General features: G+C 46.3%; 17 protein-coding genes. 8 read left to right on the forward strand and 9 right to left on the reverse strand.

Annotation, left to right across the window (positions count from 1 at the left end):
• Positions 1–82 precede the first annotated feature (82 nt).
• The 3 genes from ABQ275_RS00520 (at position 83) to scpB (ending at position 2,868) form a co-directional block, all read left to right on the forward strand.
• On the forward strand, positions 83–664 hold the full coding sequence (locus ABQ275_RS00520) for a DJ-1/PfpI family protein (RefSeq protein ID WP_349316304.1): 582 nt from the start codon (positions 83–85) through the stop codon (positions 662–664).
• 176 nt (positions 665–840) lie between these two features.
• The gene (gene atpG, locus ABQ275_RS00525) at positions 841–1,725 is read left to right on the forward strand and encodes an ATP synthase F1 subunit gamma (protein WP_349316305.1); all 885 of its coding nucleotides are present in this window, start codon (positions 841–843) and stop codon (positions 1,723–1,725) included.
• 120 nt (positions 1,726–1,845) lie between these two features.
• Positions 1,846–2,868: an SMC-Scp complex subunit ScpB gene (gene scpB, locus ABQ275_RS00530; RefSeq protein ID WP_349316306.1), complete on the forward strand. Its 1,023-nt coding sequence runs from the start codon at positions 1,846–1,848 to the stop codon at positions 2,866–2,868.
• Positions 2,869–2,917: 49 nt separating this feature from the next.
• Here scpB and ABQ275_RS00535 read toward each other — a convergent pair whose 3' ends face one another.
• The 7 genes from ABQ275_RS00535 to pheT all read right to left on the reverse strand — a co-directional run bounded on the left by ABQ275_RS00535 (position 2,918) and on the right by pheT (position 10,167).
• Positions 2,918–3,739: a purine-nucleoside phosphorylase gene (locus ABQ275_RS00535; RefSeq protein WP_349316307.1), complete on the reverse strand. Its 822-nt coding sequence runs from the start codon at positions 3,737–3,739 to the stop codon at positions 2,918–2,920.
• Between the two features lie 22 nt (positions 3,740–3,761).
• Complete coding sequence (locus tag ABQ275_RS00540) at positions 3,762–4,556, reverse strand: SDR family oxidoreductase (RefSeq protein ID WP_349318810.1); 795 nt, start codon at positions 4,554–4,556, stop codon at positions 3,762–3,764.
• Positions 4,550–5,164 carry a DUF1080 domain-containing protein gene (locus tag ABQ275_RS00545; RefSeq protein ID WP_349316308.1) on the reverse strand — a complete coding sequence of 205 codons (615 nt, stop codon included), beginning with the start codon at positions 5,162–5,164 and terminating at the stop codon, positions 4,550–4,552. The genes ABQ275_RS00540 and ABQ275_RS00545 overlap by 7 nt, the downstream gene beginning before the upstream one ends.
• Positions 5,165–5,322: 158 nt before the next feature.
• Positions 5,323–6,888: a ribonuclease Y gene (rny, locus tag ABQ275_RS00550; protein WP_349316309.1), complete on the reverse strand. Its 1,566-nt coding sequence runs from the start codon at positions 6,886–6,888 to the stop codon at positions 5,323–5,325.
• A 170-nt stretch (positions 6,889–7,058) separates the two neighbouring features.
• Positions 7,059–7,352 carry a cell division protein ZapA gene (locus ABQ275_RS00555; RefSeq protein ID WP_349316310.1) on the reverse strand — a complete coding sequence of 98 codons (294 nt, stop codon included), beginning with the start codon at positions 7,350–7,352 and terminating at the stop codon, positions 7,059–7,061.
• Positions 7,353–7,425: 73 nt separating this feature from the next.
• Positions 7,426–7,731: a hypothetical protein gene (locus ABQ275_RS00560; protein WP_349316311.1), complete on the reverse strand. Its 306-nt coding sequence runs from the start codon at positions 7,729–7,731 to the stop codon at positions 7,426–7,428.
• A 6-nt stretch (positions 7,732–7,737) separates the two neighbouring features.
• Positions 7,738–10,167, reverse strand: a complete 2,430-nt coding sequence (pheT, locus tag ABQ275_RS00565; protein WP_349316312.1) for a phenylalanine--tRNA ligase subunit beta — start codon at positions 10,165–10,167, stop codon at positions 7,738–7,740.
• A 933-nt stretch (positions 10,168–11,100) separates the two neighbouring features.
• Here pheT and dnaB point away from each other — a divergent pair.
• From dnaB to ABQ275_RS00580, 3 genes are all read left to right on the forward strand, one after another.
• On the forward strand, positions 11,101–12,666 hold the full coding sequence (gene dnaB, locus ABQ275_RS00570; RefSeq protein WP_349316313.1) for a replicative DNA helicase: 1,566 nt from the start codon (positions 11,101–11,103) through the stop codon (positions 12,664–12,666).
• 166 nt (positions 12,667–12,832) lie between these two features.
• Positions 12,833–14,197, forward strand: coding sequence for an MATE family efflux transporter (locus tag ABQ275_RS00575; RefSeq protein ID WP_349316314.1), 1,365 nt, complete (start codon positions 12,833–12,835; stop codon positions 14,195–14,197).
• Positions 14,198–14,227: 30 nt separating this feature from the next.
• Positions 14,228–14,935, forward strand: coding sequence for a 16S rRNA (uracil(1498)-N(3))-methyltransferase (locus ABQ275_RS00580; RefSeq protein ID WP_349316315.1), 708 nt, complete (start codon positions 14,228–14,230; stop codon positions 14,933–14,935).
• 135 nt (positions 14,936–15,070) lie between these two features.
• On the opposite strand, the gene ABQ275_RS00585 is transcribed toward ABQ275_RS00580, so the two are convergent.
• Positions 15,071–15,844 carry a TerC family protein gene (locus ABQ275_RS00585; RefSeq protein ID WP_349316316.1) on the reverse strand — a complete coding sequence of 258 codons (774 nt, stop codon included), beginning with the start codon at positions 15,842–15,844 and terminating at the stop codon, positions 15,071–15,073.
• Positions 15,845–15,871: 27 nt separating this feature from the next.
• Positions 15,872–16,897: a quinone-dependent dihydroorotate dehydrogenase gene (locus tag ABQ275_RS00590; protein WP_349316317.1), complete on the reverse strand. Its 1,026-nt coding sequence runs from the start codon at positions 16,895–16,897 to the stop codon at positions 15,872–15,874.
• Positions 16,898–16,989: 92 nt separating this feature from the next.
• On the opposite strand from ABQ275_RS00590, the gene ABQ275_RS00595 reads away from it, so the two are divergent.
• Together ABQ275_RS00595 and ABQ275_RS00600 are read left to right on the forward strand one after the other, a co-directional pair.
• Positions 16,990–17,508 carry an RNA polymerase sigma-70 factor gene (locus tag ABQ275_RS00595; RefSeq protein WP_349316318.1) on the forward strand — a complete coding sequence of 173 codons (519 nt, stop codon included), beginning with the start codon at positions 16,990–16,992 and terminating at the stop codon, positions 17,506–17,508.
• A 90-nt stretch (positions 17,509–17,598) separates the two neighbouring features.
• Positions 17,599–18,591 (forward strand): FecR domain-containing protein, encoded by a 993-nt coding sequence (locus ABQ275_RS00600; protein ID WP_349316319.1) that lies wholly within the window; start codon positions 17,599–17,601, stop codon positions 18,589–18,591.
• The last annotated feature ends 15 nt before the right edge of the window (positions 18,592–18,606 follow it).

Genomic DNA, 18,606 nt, shown 5'->3' on the forward strand with positions numbered 1-18,606 from the left:
AACAACAAAACACCCATCCGGTAAATCTTTTAATCTTTTAATCCTGGTGTCGTATCTTCATAAGCTAAAAAATATCAGATTTATGGCACAGAAGAAGATCTTATTACTGACCGGCGATTACGCCGAGGACTATGAAACAATGGTCCCTTTTCAGATGCTGCAAATGGTTGGTCATGAAGTACATGCGGTGTGTCCTGATAAAGCAGCCGGTGAAAAAATAAAAACAGCGATCCATGATTTTGAGGGTGATCAGACTTACAGTGAAAAGCCCGGTCATGGTTTTGTGCTCAACGCTACTTTCGCAGATATTGTTGCTGGGGATTATGACGCCCTGGTGATAGCCGGTGGCCGTGCGCCGGAGTACCTGCGGCTGAATAAAAATGTACTGGAGCTGGTAAAACACTTCTTTATAGCAGATAAGCCGGTGGCAGCTGTTTGTCATGGTATACAGATTTTAACGGCTGCTGATGTGGTGCGTGGTAAAAAGCTGACAGCTTATCCGGCTGTGGCGCCGGAGGTAACGGCTTCGGGTGGTACGTTCGTATCTGTTAATGTATATGAAGCGGTAGTAGATGGTAAACTGGTGACAGCTCCGGCATGGCCTGCCCATCCGCAGTGGATTGCTGCATTTTTACAGGTGCTGGGAACTACAATTACATTATAAATATTATGATTTATAAACAAATGATTTGTATTTAGATAGAGAAAGATTTAATTATCTTCCTACAGGGCTTTCTAATTATACTGTCATTGCTTACCTTTGCAGCCAAATTCAGGGGTGTATGCCTTTGGATGAATGGTCGTAATTCATAATTTGTAATTCGTAATCGATTAAAATATATGTCCGGGCAGCTTAAAGAAGTTCGAAACCGAATCAAATCTATTCAATCTGGTCAGCAGATCACAAAAGCCATGAAAATGGTAAGTGCTGCTAAATTAAGACGTGCACAGGATGCTATCTTGCTGATGCGCCCGTACGCCTTGAAACTCCAGGAAATGTTGCAGAATATTGTTTCCAACAGCGAAGGCAATATTGACACGCCGCTGGCAGCGCAACGTGCAGTTGAAAAAGTGCTGATCGTAGTCGTTACTTCAGACAGGGGCTTGTGCGGCGCCTTCAACTCCAACCTGATCAAAGCAGCTAAACGTGTTATCCGCGAAAAGTATGCAGAACAATTTGAGCAGGGCAAAGTAGAAATTATGCCTATCGGTAAAAAAGGCTATGACCACTTTTTACAGAATGGGTATAAGGTAAACGATAAATTCTGGCAGATCTTTACCAGTCTGAGCTTTGAACACGTAAAAGAAGCTGCTTCCGTAGCGATGAACGGGTTCATTGATGGTACTTATGATGCGGTGGAAATTATTTACAGCGAATTCAAAAACGCTGCTACCCAGATTTTTGTATCAGAGCAGTTCCTGCCTATTTCCAAAGTGGAAAACCAGGATAGCAGCAAAATGAAAGCTGACTTCATCTTCGAACCGGAAAAAGAGGTACTGGTAGCTGAACTGATGCCTAAGATCCTGAATACACAATTCTTCAAAGCCATCCTGGATTCGCATGCTTCCGAGCATGGCGCCCGTATGACTGCTATGGATAAGGCTACAGAAAACGCCAGCGAAATGCTGCGTTCCCTGAAGATCTCTTACAACCGTGCACGTCAGGCCGCCATTACAACGGAGCTGACAGAAATCGTGAGTGGTGCAGCTGCACTGGCGGGTTAAGCAGGACCAAGAAATTTATTCACACTACGTCAACAGGGAATATTTATATTTTCAGATTAGGGTCAAAGGCTGTATTTTCGGTCTTTGACCTTTTTTGTAAATCCATACTCCGCTTAACATATGGAAATATCACAGCTTATCCCGCATGTGGAAGCACTTATTTTTGCAGCCGACAGGCCACTACCAATGCTGGAAATATTGGATTTGCTGAATAATGCACTGGCCTTCCTGGAAGACCGCGCCACGCTGGACCAGGTTGAGGCAGCGATGGAAGCCATCCGGGAAAAATACAACTCCGAATTTTATGCTTTTGAAGTACGGAGCAGCGGCGGCGGCTATCAGTTCATGACCAAAAAAGAATATTACCAGACCGTTGCCCAGTTGAACGGCGATAAATTCCTGAAAAGGTTATCTACCGCAGCACTGGAAACACTGGCGATCATCGCTTACCGGCAACCTATTTCCAAGGGGGAAATTGAATATATCCGTGGTGTGAGTACCGATTATTCTATTCAGAAATTACTGGAAAAGGAACTGATCATTATTTCCGGCCGTAGTGAGGAACTACCCGGAAAGCCTTTGCTGTACACTGTTTCCCGCGGGTTTATGGATTATTTTGGTATCAACTCCCCGGCAGATCTGCCAAAACTCAAAGAGCTTTTCGACGAGGAAATGGTGCAGCCTACCCTTATCAACGATGAAACCGCTACCATTGGTCGCGGTGAAAACAATACACATACCCCCGATGCCGATACCTTACATGCCATGATGGTATCCGAAGAAGGCGAGCTACTGGACCCCGATCACGAACTGGATACCATTGAAAGATCCGATTACGGCCTGATGGAAGACGAAGAAGGAGCTACCGCTGCAGAGGATGAAAACGCGGAACCCGATGATGAAATCATCCCGTTCGATGAATTCCTGGCCGCTGCAAATGAAGAGGAATCTCCCGCCACCGGTACAGACGAACCGGCAACGGATGAAGAAATTACAGACGAAGAAACGGAGGAGGAGGAAGACGATGATGACGGTGATAACGATGATGATGATGATGACGAGGAAGATGACGAGGAAGATGATGATGAGGATGAAGAAGATAAAGAAGATGAGGATAAAGAAGAAGATGATAACAAGCAATAATAAAAGTTATAAAAAACGAGGGGCCGGCATCTTGCCGGCCCCTCGTTTTTTATAATCCTGCGATGACGCCGGCAAAAATACTGCTCAGTTTTTTATCTGCCATTCCGGCTACGGCAATAATTTCTTCGATAGAAACGGGGTGCAGGTTATCGGGATCGCATTCATCTGTAACAACAGAAACCGCTGCACACGGTAGTTGCAGCTGGTTAGCCACAATCACTTCCGGCACGGTACTCATGCCTACGAGGTCGGCGCCGATCATACGGAGGAAACGGTATTCTGCCCTGGTTTCCAGGTTGGGCCCCATAACGGATACGTATACACCGGATTGCAATGCGCCACCCTGGGCGGCAGCTACGGCCTGTAGTTTTGTGCCCAGCTGCGGATCATAGGGACAGCTCATATCAGGGAAACGGGGCCCGAATGCGGGCGAATTAAGGCCGCGCAGCGGGTTTTCCGGTTGCATATTAATATGGTCGTTCAATAAAATAAGATCCCCTTTTTTATAAGCAGGATTCATTCCGCCGGCAGCATTACTGAGCAGCAGTTGTTGAACGCCTAATGCCTTCATCACCCGCACCGGAAATGTAATTTGTTGCATGGTATACCCTTCATAATAATGAAAGCGTCCCTGCATGGCCACTATGGGGGTATCCCCGATATATCCGAAAATAAGATGCCCTTTATGTGACTCTACTGTAGATTCAGGGAAATGTGGTATTTGCTGATAAGGAATACTATGGGCTATTCTGATATGATTTACCAGCTCACCTAAACCGGTGCCCAGCACTACGCCTACACGCGGTTGCCCGAAAGAAAGGGATTGCAGGTAATCAGTAGCCGCAGTTATTTGTTGCAGTAACAGGTTCATACATCGTTGAATTTGCTGCAAATTAATTCCCTTTGCGTGCAATCAGGTAAAACAGGACCGGAAAAAATCTTTTAAACCAGAGAAGTATCCTTTCTTCCCTCGCAATCAGTACCAGTTTTTTACGTGTATGCATGGCCTTTAGGATGCGTTGGGCGCATACGGCTACGGGAATACCTTTTGCCTGGCCGGGGTCCATTTTACCGTATGGCTCGCCGCTGGCAGTGATGGCGGCATAGGTGATGGGCGTGTGAATACGGCCCGGACAAATCAGCGTGGTATATAAGCGGGGGATAGGTTGTTCTGTTTGCAGTGTCTCAAAGTATCCTTGCAGTGCATGTTTGGCGGCATTGTAACCGGAGCGCCAGGGATAGCCCATTAAACCGGCCATGCTGCTGATCACAATGATCTGGCCCGACTGCTGCTCCCGGAAATGCGGCAGCAATGCTTTGGTGAGCATCACCGGACCAAAGAAATTGACTTCCATCAGTTGCCTTACAGCACTTACCGGCGTATCTATAAGTTTGGACCGTTGTGTAACACCGGCATTATTTACCAGCACATCTATTTTACCAAAAAAACGGATGGCTTGTTGGGCGCCTTCATTTACCTGGGTTTCATTGGTAACATCCATCACCAGCACTTCGCAATGAGGTGTATGTGCAAGACAGGCGCTGCGTACGGCTTCCAGCGTTTCCCGGTTGCGGGCAGCGAGGATCAGCCGCGCTTTTTCTTTTGCCAGCAAAAGCGCCAGCTCCCGGCCTATCCCGGAGCTGGCGCCTGTAATAAGTATTACTTTATCTGTATAGATCTTTATGATTTTAACTCTACGATCTTAATGTTCTTCCATCTTACTTTGATACCACCGCCAGAGTGAATCTGCAAGGCTATCTGTCCGCTGGCAGCGCCTATTTTATCATCTTTCAGGGTGATCATTTCATGACCATTCAGCCAGGTGGTAACAACGTCGCCGGATACACGCACTTTCATGGTATTCCATTCGCCCATTTTCAGGTATTGTTCTTTTTCCTTGTCAGGCTGTATCAGCCATCCGCGGCCATAAGACTCGTAGATACCGCCGGTGTGCATGCCCGGAGGCGCTACTTCTGCCTGCCAGCCTGCGATCTTGGTACCATCCAGTGAAGAGTGGAAGAATACACCGCTGTTGCCGTTGGCTTCCTGTTTGAACTGTACGGTAAGCTCAAAATTTTTGAATTCCTTGTCGGTGCCGAGATAGCCGTATTCCTTATCTGGACCGCTTTCGCAAATCAATTCACCTTTATCCACGTACCATTTCTCTGTACCGTATATTTTCCAGCCGTCGAGATTCTTTCCGTTAAACAATGATTTGGCTTTTTGTGCATAAGCACCACTGGCGCCCAACATAAGGGCTGCGCAAAGGGCGATTTTTAAAATGGATTTATTCATGTTCCTTGTTTATTTACAGATTTTAGATTTTTTATTTAAAAGATCTGATATGAAGAGCTGTACCGGAAAAATAAAAAAGTCCCCCGGTATCACCGGAGGACTTCCAATATAAGCTACAATTTCTAAATTTTTAAATAACGGAATAACAAAATCGAAAATTACCGGGCAATATTTACGGCTCTCTTTTCACGGATCACCGTTACTTTGATCTGTCCGGGGTATTGCATTTCAGTCTGGATCTTGTTGGCAATCTCGAAAGACAGGCGGTCGGCATCATTATCTGATACTTTATCGCTTTCTACGATGATACGTAATTCCCTGCCAGCCTGGATAGCGTACGCTTTTTCCACACCGTCGTGGGCGAGGGCGAGGTTTTCCAGATCCTTGATACGTTGCAGGTAGCTTTGCATGATTTCACGGCGGGCACCTGGACGGGCGCCGCTGATGGCATCACAGGCCTGAACGATGGGGGAAATAACATACTGCATTTCCATTTCATCGTGGTGGGCGCCGATAGCATTTACAACTGCGGCATGCTCACCATATTTCTCAGCCAGTTTAGCACCGAGGAGGGCGTGGCTCAGTTCAGTTTCTTCATCCGGGACTTTACCAATATCATGCAGTAAGCCTGCGCGTTTGGCCAGTTTGGGATTCAGTCCCAGCTCAGCAGCCATTACCGCGCAAAGGTTAGCGGTTTCTTTGGAGTGCATGAGCAGGTTTTGTCCGTAGGAGGAGCGGAAACGCATCTTACCTACCAAACGTACCAGTTCTTTATGGAGGCCATGGATTCCAAGTTCGATCACGGTTCTTTCACCGATGTCCATTACCTGTTCTTCCAGTTGTTTCTTGGTTTTTTCTACCACTTCCTCAATACGTGCAGGGTGGATACGTCCATCCTGTACCAGGCGTTGGAGTGACAAACGGGCAATTTCGCGGCGCAACGGGTCGAAGGAAGATAATACGATGGCTTCAGGGGTGTCATCTACGATCAGATCTACACCGGTAGCGGCTTCGATGGCACGGATATTACGTCCTTCCCTACCAATGATCTGACCTTTTATTTCATCGCTTTCCAGCGTAAATACGGTGATGGTGTTCTCGATGGTTTGCTCGGCAGCGGTACGCTGAATAGATTGTATGATGATTTTTTTCGCTTCCTTGTTGGCCTTTAACTTGGCGTCTTCGATGATTTCCTGGATGTGCGAGAGTGCCTGTGAGCGGGCTTCTTCTTTCAGGCTTTCTACCAGTTGGTGTTTGGCTTCTTCTGCTGTCAGACCAGCTACTTTTTCGAGGCGGCGGATATGCTCTTCCTGGTGTTTTTCGAGTTCGGTACGCTTAATGGTTACCAGTTCCATTTGTCGGTTCAGCGTTTCCTTGATCGCATCATTTTCATTTAATTGCTTCTGAAGCTGATCGTTTTTCTGATTGAGTCCCTGTTCCTTCTGTTTGATCCGGTTTTCTGATTCAACCAGTTTCTGTGTACGCTGCAATACTTCTTTCTCGTGCTCGCTTTTTAATTGCAGGAATTTCTCTTTGGCTTCAAGTAACCTGTCTTTTTTCAGGTTTTCGGCGCTGATCTGGCCATCGGCTATGATCTTTTTAGCCTGTTGCTCAGCGTCTTCGATTTTTTGCTGTGTATTTTTGGCAAATATCACCTTACCTAGCACTATCCCTAAGATCAATGCCACTACAGCAGCTATTGTCGTATAAAGTGTAACATCCATATGAATTATTTATACTTGATTTATGTTGCATCCTCCTACCCCTTTTGCTGCTAAAACGCAACAGGGGCGAGAACTGACCCGCGAAAATACAAAAAAATAGCAGTAAAGCGTGTTTAATACATGATAAATAGCCAATTAGCTAAGTCATTGTTTAGCAAGGGGTAACGTGATTAACCCAATGCCTGGTTGATGATTTCTTCCAGCTTTTCCAGTTTCTCCTGGAGGAAGGGCGCCGTAATAGCTTGTGCTTTACCTCCGCTGGTAACGGGGTGAGTTGCATACATGATGAGGGCCATGGCAATATAGTCTTGCAGGTCTTTACCAGCATAAGAAGTCTTAAAATCAATGATCTTCTCATTCACTTCTTTCATAATACGGCGTAGCTCTTCTTCTTCTTCCGGTTTTATCTTGATCCGGTAAGAGCGGTCTGCAACGATAATATTGATAGGAATGAGTTGATCCATGATCTTTTAGAAATTGCGAAAGACAGTACAGCACAAAAAATACTGTGATCTGTCATTTGTAATTATTTTAATATCAGCCATTTAATAAGGCAATGCAGCGGTCAATTTCTTTGATATAATCATTGATTTTACCGCGGATTTCCCTTTTAAAGGCTACATCTTCTTCTGCTAAAGTGGTACCCTGGGCGGTGTCTGCAATTTTTCTCAATTGCAGCCTATCCTCCAGTCCCTGTATTGCCAGTTGCTGCTTTTGCAGCTCCTGCTGTTGTATTTTAACTTCCTCCTTCAGCGATACATTCTCCGTTTGCAGCAACTGGAGCTTTTTCACCAGCAACTGCAATCTTTCTTCCACGCGTTGAATGTACTGCTCTAAAACCATCTTTCTTTATCTTCTTATTTCCGCTTGTAACTGCGTTTCAAATGTTTTAACCAATTTGTCCATTACCCCGTCAATCTCCTTGTCAGTAAGTGTTTTCTGTGTATCCAGAAAGGTAAAGCTCACTGCATAGGATTTTTTGTTCGCCCCCAGTTTCTCGCTCTCAAACACATCGAAAAGATTTATTTCCTGCAACAGCTGCGACTTTACGGTCCGTGCAGCTGCTTCCACAGCAGCAAATTTAACCTCCTTGTCAAGTACCAGTGCCAGATCGCGGCGAACGGCAGGGAAGCGGGATATTTCCTTGTAAAAGTTATCACTTTTTTGCAAGAGTCCCAGTATTTTATCCCAATTAAAAGTGGCATACCATACCGGCTGCCGGATATCGAACTGTTTCAGTTTCTGTGTAGTTACGCCGCCAAGGGTGACCACTACCTGGTTTTTTACCTTGATTTCCCAGGCTGGTTGCAGCCCCGGATCGGTACTTTCCACCCATTGCAGGTTGCTATAGCCCAGCTGGCGCAGGATATTGCTGACAAAACCTTTCAGGAAATAGAAATCTACCGGGCTGGCTTTGTGCATCCAGGTTTCAGCTGTTTTTTTACCGGTGAGATACAGTACCAAGTGATTGGTTTCACCGTAGCCTTTCTCTTTTACCCGGTATGTTTTACCAAATTCAAAGAAGAACAGGTCTTCATTTTTACGGTTCAGGTTATAGGAAATACTCTCCAAACCGGTTTCCAGCATGGAAGGACGCATAATATCCAGTTCCACGGTGAGACTGTTCATCATTTTCACGGTATGCTCCAGTACTTCGGGCGTAAAGTATTTGCTGTTGGTAATGGAGTTGGTGAAGATCTCATTAAAACCGTTGCCTGCCAGGTAATCGCTGATTTTCTCCTTTACTTTTTCTCCGTCCGGCTGAGCGGAAATAGCGGGAGAGATCGTTACCCGGGACGGGATTTCTATATTGTCCAGGCCATCTATACGCATCACTTCCTCTACGAGATCGGCAGGCAGACTGATATCCGGCTTGCTATACGGCACGGATACACGGAGTCCTTCCGCTGTTTCAGAGAGGATATTGAAGCCGAGGCTGCGCAGAATATTTTTGATTTTTTCAGCAGGATAGTTACTGCCACTGAGTTTACGTATATAGGCATACGTAGTGGTGACCTCCGTTTTGTGTTTTACTACGGGATAAATATCAATGATCTCCGAAGCTGCTTTACCGCCGGCCAGCTCACAGATGAGGGAGGCAGCGCGTTGCAGTGCAAATACAACATTGGAAATATCCACTCCTTTTTCAAAGCGGGAAGCGGCGTCTGTACGCAGTCCATGACGGAAAGAAGTGGTACGGATACCACCGGCGCTGAAAAAGGCGCTTTCCAGGAAAATATTTTGTGTGGTATCGGTTACACCGGAATGGATGCCGCCAAATACACCGGCAATACACATGCCTTCGCCGGCGCCGTTGCAGATCATGAGGTCTGTTTCGTCCAGCTTTCTTTCTTTCTCATCCAGTGTTATAAAAGGAGTACCCTGCGGGAGATTTTTTACTACTACTGCATTCCCTTTTACCGCCGCTGCATCAAAAGCATGCAGGGGCTGACCTGTTTCGTGCAGGATGAAGTTGGTAATATCCACGATGTTATTAATAGGACGAACACCGATGGCTTCAAGATGTGTTTTTAGCCATTCCGGCGAAGGGGCTACCTGTACACCGGTGATGCTGATTCCGCTGTACCGCGGGCAGGCATCTGTATTTTCGATAGTAACGCTGATGGCTAAAGGAGTAGCTGCAACGGGCAGCGCCTTTATTTCCGGCAGTATTACCTGGTATTTATGGGTATGTTCTATATTATTAAGGAAAGCGCAAACATCTTTCGCCACGCCGACATGACTCATAGCGTCCATGCGATTGGGGGTAAGACCAATTTCGAAGATATGGTCCTGGGCAGGCCGGAATACTTCGCTGGCAGGGGTACCTGGTTGTAAAGCCGCGTCCAGCACCATAATGCCGTCGTGACTATTGCCCAGCCCGATTTCATCTTCAGCGCAAATCATGCCCTGGCTTTCTTCCCCACGGATCTTTGCTTTTTTCATGGTCAGCGGCTCGCCGCCAATGGGATAGATAGTGACGCCGATAGGGGCTACCACTACTTTTTGTCCAACGGCCACATTGGGCGCGCCACATACAATATGGAGGGGCGCTCCGTTGCCGGTATTAACTGTTGTGAGCCTCAGCTTATCTGCGTTGGGGTGTTGTTCTGCGGTCAGTACTTCACCTATCACCAATCCTGCCAGACTACCCTTCACCGCTTCAAATTTTTCGAGGCTTTCCACTTCCAGGCCTATACGTGTTAAAATAGTGGATAGTTCCTCCGGTGTAGGCTTTACTGGTAAATAATCACAAAGCCAGTTGTATGAAATCGTCATTTGTCAGCTCAATTTATAAAGAAGCGTAAAGTTAAGAAAGTTTCACGCAAAGCCGCAAAGAAGGCAACGGTACAACGATTAATATCTGATAAATAAATGTTTATCTGCATTTATAAGTAGTATTTCCGGATCAGGATACCAGGAGCAGAATGGCTTTTCGCTAAGATGGTCCGGAGGACCGCACATCGGTAAGCCGGGGTTTTAACCCCGGTTATGGCGGTAAATCCGGTTAATCTCCGTGGAGGTCTTCATGCGGAATTATCACCGGTTTATCTCCGTGGATATCTCTACGGAGATTATTGTGGATATCCTCGTTGGATCATCCCGGTTTCTCTCCGCGGAAACCATCGTGGGATGATCCCGGAAACCGTCGCCTCGTTTTATACGGTGACCATTACGGGTTAACGCATTTTTTTGCCGGGATTTAAACGCCGGTTTACCGATGTGCGGTTCTCCGGATCAATAGTATCGGAGTGCGTTTTTTGCTATGATTAACAGGGACTTACAGGAGCGGCTATACGTAATTGAGCAATGTTTGAAGGTTTTTGATGAAGAGCAGGTGATTTTTTACTTCCTGACTGGATGCTTTTACGGCCTTAAATTTTTTTTTGCACAATGTGTGTGAATAATCTGACCTTTGCATAGGAATTTTTTCTTGTTTCGGTGGATAACCATAGTAGCGTCAGTGGATAACTGACATTTTGCTGGTGGATAATCTGTGCGTGAAGCTTAATAAATTTAATGGTCAAATAAAAGGCGTTAATTAAAAAAATGCCTTTACCTTAGTTTGTACGGCTCGAAAAAGTTTACAATTTCTTAAAGCAGGAATCGTTGTAGAATGCGGAAATAAATGCATGCAAATAATTGTAAAAATATCTGGAAAGGCCATTGACAGTAACCTTTTATTAACATTTTTTAATACACTAACCATAAATGGATCTCAATCTTAAGAAAGACCGCAATGTGCGTAGAAAACCGTCCATTGAAGTGTCATCCTTGGTGTATGGCAAGATACCACCACAGGCTAAAGAATTGGAAGAAGCTGTTTTGGGAGCCGTAATGCTGGAGAAAGGTGCTTTTGATATTGTAATTGAAATATTGAAAGGCGAATGTTTTTATGTAGAAGCACACCAGCTGATATTTTCCGCCATGACAAGACTGGCGGCCAAATCAATGCCGGTAGACATTCTCACCGTTACAGAAGAACTCAAATCAATGGGTTCCCTGGAAGCAATAGGTGGTCCGTTTACGGTCATGAAACTTACCAATGCGGTTGTGTCTTCTGCAAATATAGAAGCACACGCGCGTATCATCCTGCAAAAATTCATTCAGCGTGAACTGATCAGGATTTCCGGTGAAATCCTGACGGAGTCGTATGAAGATACCGCCGATGTATTTGACCTGCTCGACAGCGCAGAGTCAAAACTGTTTGAGATCACGAATAATCACTTACGGAAAAACTATGATTCTATTGACCGCGTCCTGGTAAATACCATGAAGCGGATCGAAGATCTGCGTAATAAAGGAGATGATATTACAGGGGTGCCTTCGGGCTTCCCGTCGCTGGATGCGGTTACCTATGGCTGGCAATCAACGGATCTGATCATCATTGCGGCACGTCCGTCTGTGGGTAAGACCGCTTTTGCCCTGAACCTGGCGCGTAATGCGGCGCTGCATCCCCGCTTCCCGAAAGGCGCGGCAATCTTCTCTTTGGAAATGTCCTCCGGTCAGATTGTACAACGTATCCTCTCGGCCGAATCGGAGATAAAACTGGAAAAGATTTCGCGTGGTAAACTGGAAGAGTATGAAATGAAGAAGCTGATGACCCATGGTATTGAACGCCTGGCCAAAGCTCCTATCTTCATTGATGATACACCGGCGCTCAACATCTTTGAACTACGCGCCAAATGCCGCAGGCTCGTACACAACCACGGCGTAGGCGTGATCATCATTGACTACCTGCAGCTGATGAGTGGTAGCAGCGATGGACGCGGTACTAACCGTGAACAGGAGATCAGTAAGATCTCCCGCGATCTGAAAGGGCTCGCAAAGGAATTGCAGGTACCGGTTATCGCCCTGTCGCAGTTGAGCCGTGATGTGGAAAAACGTAAAGACGGTAACAAGATGCCGCAGTTGAGTGATCTCCGTGAATCCGGCGCGATTGAGCAGGATGCGGACATGGTAATGTTCCTTTATCGTCCTGAATACTACGAAATCAATACCAATGAAATGGGTGAATCCAACAAAGGAGAAACCCACGTTCGTATAGCCAAGCACCGTAACGGTCAGCTGGACACTATCAAACTCAGGGCTGTATTGGAATTCCAACGCTTTGAAGATGATGGCAGCCTTGAAAACCCCGGTGGTGGCAGTCCCTTCGCAGGTATCCGTCAGCAGCATAGCGGCGGCGGTAATGATGAGGCGAAACTGTATATACAGAAAGGGTCCAAGATGAATGATATGAACTTCGATGAAGGCTTTGAAGATGCACCATTTTAGCAAATAAATAATTAATAATTGCATAAGAGCCGGCATCAAATGATCGCCGGCTTTTTATATTAGGATTTGCAGGATGATAAGGATAGATATTACATCCGTTATAAAAACAAAACATCCATCCTTACAATCCTTACAATCTTGTAAATCCTGGTCTAATCCTGGTCTAATGAGACAGCTTTATTTTAAATACAAAGATTTTTACAAGGATAATTTCAGTTTAGCCTACCCCGTAGTCATTTCACAACTGGGGCATACCCTGGTTGGATTGTCAGATAGTCTTATTATTGGTCATACCGGTAAGGTACCGCTGGCGGCTGTATCGCTGGGCAACAGTTTGTTTACCATCTTTATGGTAACAGGTATCGGGTTTTCTTATGGTCTTACTCCGTTGATCGCACAGGAAAATGGTCGTGGCAACAAAAATGCTATCGGCCGGCTGCTTAGTCATAGTCTCGTTATTAATATGATTGTTGGGATATTGTTATCCGCAGTTATTTATATAGGAAGTACACACCTTAATCTGTTGAAACAGGAGCCGGATGTAGCGGAACAGGCGAGGCCGTTTTTACGCTACCTGGGCTTCTCTTTTATTCCGCTGATGTTGTTCTTATCTTTTAAGCAGTTTGCCGAAGGGCTGGGCTTTACACGGCAGGCGATGAACATCAGTATCATAGGTAATGTGATCAACATTGTCATTGGTATCACGCTGGTGTATGGCTTTTTTGGTTTTCCGCGTATGGGTGTGGTGGGTGTGGGTATCGCTACTTTTATCGACAGGCTGATCATGGGTATTACGATGGCTTTTTATGTATTGCGTGCACCCCGTTTCAAACCTTACCTGCGTGTTTTCAGTCTCTCCCGGCTGAAGGCGGCGACAATAAAAAAGATCCTCGGCATTGGCACACCGGTAGCCCTGCAATACATTTTTGAAGTGAGTGCATTCAGTGGCGCTGCCATCATGGTAGGCTGGATGGGCGCTGCCGAACTGGCTGCGCACCAGATAGCACTTAGCCTGGCTGCTATGACCTATATGATGGCCAGCGGGATCTCTGCAGCGGCAGGTATCAGGAGTGGTAATAATTTCGGGAAGAAAGATTTTCAATCGTTGCGTTTGTCGGCGATTGCCAGCTACCACATGGTGCTGGTGCTGATGGGAGGCGCTGCGCTGCTGTTTACCTTTGGTAACCAGTTGTTGCCAACGATGTATATCAATGATCCGCAGGTAGTACATATTGCTTCCGGGTTGCTTGTGATTGCAGCCTTCTTCCAGTTATTTGACGGTACACAGGTAGTAGGGTTGGGAATCCTCCGGGGTTTGGGTGATGTGCGTGTCCCTACGCTGATCACGATGGTGGCTTACTGGGTGATTGGCTTGCCGCTGGGGTATTACCTGGGCATAACCCTGGGCTTCGGCGTAGAAGGGGTATGGTGGGCGCTGCTGTTAGGGTTGCTGGTCGCTTCGGCATTACTCTTTGTACGGTTCCATACCAAAACAAAAAAACTGGATCAGGATTTACAGAATCCTTTTTAAATCCTGTTAACCTGGTTTACCTTTGCGCACATGGAATTGCCTGTTTTTTACGCGCCTGATATACAGCCGGATGCTGCTGAATACACCATGAATGAGGATACTTCCAAGTATTGTATCCAGGTACTCCGCCATGAAAAGGGGGATGGTGTGTTGCTGGCAGATGGTCGTGGGCATAAGTTTACGGCTGTTATTACAGATGATAACCGGAAGCGTTGCGGGGTGAAAATCACCCAATGTGAAACGGTGCCTCCGCCTGTACCGGCACTTCGTATAGCCATCTCCTTTACAAAAAGTGCTTCACGCATAGAATGGTTCCTGGAAAAAGCGACCGAAATAGGGATTCAAACTATTATTCCGCTGGTGAGCCAGCGAACAGAGAAAGAGAAAATAAAAGCAGAGCGGCTGCAAAATATATTAGTGTCTGCCATGTTGCAATCGCGGCAGTTTTATCTGCCCGATCTGCAGGCGCCGCAGGCTTTTGATAAAGTGGTGAAAAGCAATAAAGATCCGCAGCAACTGATTGCTCACTGTATTCCTGAAGAGAAAAAAGAATTGCAGCATCAGCTGCAGGCTGGTAAGGATACCATTATACTCATTGGCCCCGAAGGTGATTTTACACCGGAAGAAATAAAACTGGCACTGGATCAGGGCTTCCTGCCTGTGTCATTGGGGAAAACACGCCTGCGCACAGAAACAGCCGGCATGGTGGCGGTGACGATCATGAATACCAACCAATAAAATTTACGAATTTTTTGATTTACGAATTTTGGAATTTAAAATGCAGCGAAGATGATCTGATAACAAAAACTCATCTTCGCTGCATTTTAAATTCCAAAATTCGTAAATCAAAAAATCAAAAAATCCCTGAACGGGTTACTCCACTTTCGTCAACGTGGGTTCTTTTAATTCAATGGGTTTACTGCCTTTCCGCACTCTCATATTCAACATTTCCACACCGAATGAAAATGCCATTGCGAAATACACATAGTTTTTCAAGTGGAGATCATGTGCTTTTTCCGCATTCCAGCCTTCTACAATCAGGATGGCGCCTACCATTACCAGGAAGGAGAGGGCCAGCATTTTGAGTGTTGGATGTTTATGGATAAAGTCACTGATCCTGGGCGCAAACAGGAACATGACGATCATGGCAATAACTACTGCAATGATCATAACGGGTACCTGTTTGGCTAACCCTACTGCGGTGATGATACTATCGAATGAGAAGATGGTATCAATCAGAATGATTTGTCCTACTACATTCAGTAAAGAAACCGCCGGCTTGTTACCGTTTTTGATATTGATTCCTTCCTCATCGCCTTCCAACTTATGATGGATTTCGAGCGTGGTTTTAACGAGCAGGAAAAGTCCGCCGCCCAGCATGATAAGATCGCGGAGGCTGAAACCGTGGCTGCCAATGTGAAAGATAGGATCTACTGCCTTTACGATGTACCCGATGCATAACAACAGGATGATACGTACGGCTATGCCCGTGAACATCCAGATGCGGCGTGCGGCTGGTCGCTTTTCGGGGGGCAGCCTGTTCATGACAATCGAAACGAAGATGACATTGTCAATGCCCAGTACAACTTCCATCAGTATCAGGGTGAAGAGACTGATGAGTGACTCTGCGGTAAGAAATTGTTCCATATAGGTTAAAATTCAGATGGTGCGATATTATTTACGCAAACCGGCACAGATCTTTTTCACGATTGTTGGACCTTCGTAGATGAAGCCGGTATATACCTGCACCAGGGAAGCGCCTGCATCCAGTTTTTCCTGTGCATCGGCTGCCGTAAAAATGCCGCCTGCTGCAATGATGGGAATGCTGCCTTTACTTTGGGTGTGGATGTAACGGATCACCGCTGTTGATTTCTCTTTTACCGGTAGCCCGCTCAGTCCACCGGCGCCTATATTTTCTACAGTGGTAGCGGAAGTTTTTAAATCTTCCCGGCCAATAGTGGTGTTGGTTGCTACGATGCCCGCCAGCTTGGTTTCCTGCACAATTTCGATGATGTCATCCAGTTGTTCAATGGTCAGGTCAGGCGCTATTTTAAGTAAGATGGGCTTGGGCTTCAGCTTTTGCGCATTCAGCAATTGCAGGTGATACAGGAGCTGCTTTAGCGGTTCTTTCTCCTGTAAGGCGCGCAGGTTGGGTGTATTGGGAGAACTTACGTTCACCACAAAATAATCTGCTACATCATACAGCGCATGAAAACATTTCTCATAATCGCTGACAGCTTCCTCGTTAGAGGTGTTTTTATTTTTCCCGATATTACCTCCTACGATAATATTTGTTTTTTTGTGTTGCAAACGTTTAGCTGCTGCCACCGCACCTTCATTATTAAATCCCATCCGGTTGATCAGGGCTTTGTCTGCCGGCAGACGGAACAGCCGGGGCTGATCGTTGCCGGACTGCGGCAAGGGGGTAACGGTACCTATCTCCACAAATCCAAAACCGAGGCATGACAGCTCGTCGATATACCGGGCATCCTTATCAAAGCCGGCGGCCAATCCTACCGGATTGGGGAAATGAAGGCCAAAGAGTTCACGTTCCAGTCCTTTTGTTTTTACGCCGCAAAAGGCTTTCAGTAAGCTTTTGCCTAACGGTAGCGCATAAATGGTTTTCATCCCACGCATTACGCTGTGGTGAATGTTCTCCGGCGGAAACCGGAACAGTATATTTTTGATCAGGTTGTACATTGCGGGGTTAAAGATAACTATGATTTATGTGATTTTTGTGATTCTCCTGATTTGCGGAATCACATAAATCATAGTTATCTTTGGCGCTCATCATGTTGGAACTCCAAACATTTGAATTATTGTTCCGGGAAAACCATGCTCAATGCATTGCCTTTGCCACTCACTACACGGGAGATTCCCATGAAGCTGAGGAGATTGTGCAGCAGGTATTCCTGCGGTTATGGGAAAAACGGGATACGATTACGATCACCGGTTCTGTAAAAGCGTACCTGTTTTCCGCCATCCGTAATACGGCTATCAGCCAATGGCGCAAGGATAGTGTAAGATCAGACAGGGAAACAGATTATGGCACTACCCGTGAAACGGCCACCCAGGCTTCTGACCAGGTGAGGGAGCTGGAAGGGTTGTACCGGCAGGCGCTGGAACGGTTGCCGGCGCGTTGCCGCGAGGTATTTGTGCTGAGCCGTCAGCAAAATCTGAAGTATACAGAAATTGCCGCCACCATGAACATTTCCGTAAAAACAGTGGAAAATCAAATGGGTAAAGCACTCCGGATCCTACACCAGGAATTGAAAGAGTATCTTCCTTTACTTACCGGATTTTTTTTATAGAAAAAACAGGATGCATAGGGGATACACCATTTCCCATGCGTCTATTTATTGAATCCGCCTGATGGCGGTGACTAAAACATACAACTGCGCATGACACCTACATTTCCTGATGAGGCACTGTATACCTTGCTTTGCAAGTACCTGCTGGATGAAGCAGATACCGCGGAGCGTGCCTGGGTAGAAACGTGGCTGGCAGGTGATGCGGACAATCAGGCCTTGTTGGGGGCCTTGCGTAAAGTGCTGGCAACAGCTACCGCAGCGCAACCCACCGGTATGGAAACGGATACGGCCCATTCCTGGCAACAGTTGTACGGAAAAATGGACATCCCGCAGCAGCCAGGAGAAAAGACAGTGGTTGGAAAGCAACCACTGCGTGTTGTAAAATCGCGCTACACCTGGCTGAAAATAGCCGCAGCTTTTTTAATAATACTGGGCGCAGGCTGGTGGTTTCTTGTAAACACACCTGCGGCGCAAACATATGCAGGCCCTCAAACGGCACATTTGCAGGATGGCAGCAGTGTGCAATTATTAGCTGCTTCCAGGCTGGAAGTAGCCAGGGGTTATAATAGCAGTAACCGGAAAGTGAGTCTCCGCGGCGCTGCTACATTTGATGTGGCAGGTAATGCCGCCCAACCCTTTGTAGTGTTGCTGGGGCATACCGAAGTGAAAGTGCTGGGTACCCGTTTCCTGGTACGCTATGAACCGGGTAATTCCATGCTGACCGTGCATGTAAGTAGTGGTAAAGTAATGGTGATAGATCATGATAAAGCAGATAGTGTAGTACTCACGGAAGGGATGTTGTTGCAAAAAGATGACAGCCGCCCGGCTTTTCGTATAGCCGCTCACGTAACTGATATCGCAAAAAGATCGATGACATTCCGTGATACGCCCCTGGAAGAAGTACTGCATACGATCACCGAAGTATATGATGTGAAAGTGGAAGTAGACGATACGTCTCTGCTCAAACTGACTGTCAGCACCCATTTCAACGGTGAGAAAATTGACGATGTCATCAGCGCCCTGGCCCTGACGCTGAATGCGGACTGGGAGAAAACAGGAGAAAGACAATATAAATTGAAGTAGGAATTTAGCCCGATA

The sequence above is a fragment of the Chitinophaga sp. MM2321 genome, assembly GCF_964033635.1.
Taxonomy (GTDB): Bacteria; Bacteroidota; Bacteroidia; order Chitinophagales; family Chitinophagaceae; genus Chitinophaga.

Coding starts and splice junctions, on each gene's coding strand:
- ABQ275_RS00520 (WP_349316304.1), top strand. CDS start 83: ATGGCACAGAAGAAGATCTTATTACTGACCGGCGATTACGCCGAGGAC.
- ABQ275_RS00560 (WP_349316311.1), bottom strand. CDS start 7,731: ATGGTTTTAGAGCAGTACATTCAACGCGTGGAAGAAAGATTGCAGTTG.
- rny (WP_349316309.1), bottom strand. CDS start 6,888: ATGGATGTTACACTTTATACGACAATAGCTGCTGTAGTGGCATTGATC.
- ABQ275_RS00580 (WP_349316315.1), top strand. CDS start 14,228: ATGGAATTGCCTGTTTTTTACGCGCCTGATATACAGCCGGATGCTGCT.
- dnaB (WP_349316313.1), top strand. CDS start 11,101: ATGGATCTCAATCTTAAGAAAGACCGCAATGTGCGTAGAAAACCGTCC.
- ABQ275_RS00555 (WP_349316310.1), bottom strand. CDS start 7,352: ATGGATCAACTCATTCCTATCAATATTATCGTTGCAGACCGCTCTTAC.
- ABQ275_RS00535 (WP_349316307.1), bottom strand. CDS start 3,739: ATGAACCTGTTACTGCAACAAATAACTGCGGCTACTGATTACCTGCAA.
- atpG (WP_349316305.1), top strand. CDS start 841: ATGTCCGGGCAGCTTAAAGAAGTTCGAAACCGAATCAAATCTATTCAA.
- ABQ275_RS00585 (WP_349316316.1), bottom strand. CDS start 15,844: ATGGAACAATTTCTTACCGCAGAGTCACTCATCAGTCTCTTCACCCTG.
- pheT (WP_349316312.1), bottom strand. CDS start 10,167: ATGACGATTTCATACAACTGGCTTTGTGATTATTTACCAGTAAAGCCT.
- ABQ275_RS00595 (WP_349316318.1), top strand. CDS start 16,990: ATGTTGGAACTCCAAACATTTGAATTATTGTTCCGGGAAAACCATGCT.
- ABQ275_RS00575 (WP_349316314.1), top strand. CDS start 12,833: ATGAGACAGCTTTATTTTAAATACAAAGATTTTTACAAGGATAATTTC.
- ABQ275_RS00545 (WP_349316308.1), bottom strand. CDS start 5,164: ATGAATAAATCCATTTTAAAAATCGCCCTTTGCGCAGCCCTTATGTTG.
- ABQ275_RS00600 (WP_349316319.1), top strand. CDS start 17,599: ATGACACCTACATTTCCTGATGAGGCACTGTATACCTTGCTTTGCAAG.
- ABQ275_RS00590 (WP_349316317.1), bottom strand. CDS start 16,897: ATGTACAACCTGATCAAAAATATACTGTTCCGGTTTCCGCCGGAGAAC.
- scpB (WP_349316306.1), top strand. CDS start 1,846: ATGGAAATATCACAGCTTATCCCGCATGTGGAAGCACTTATTTTTGCA.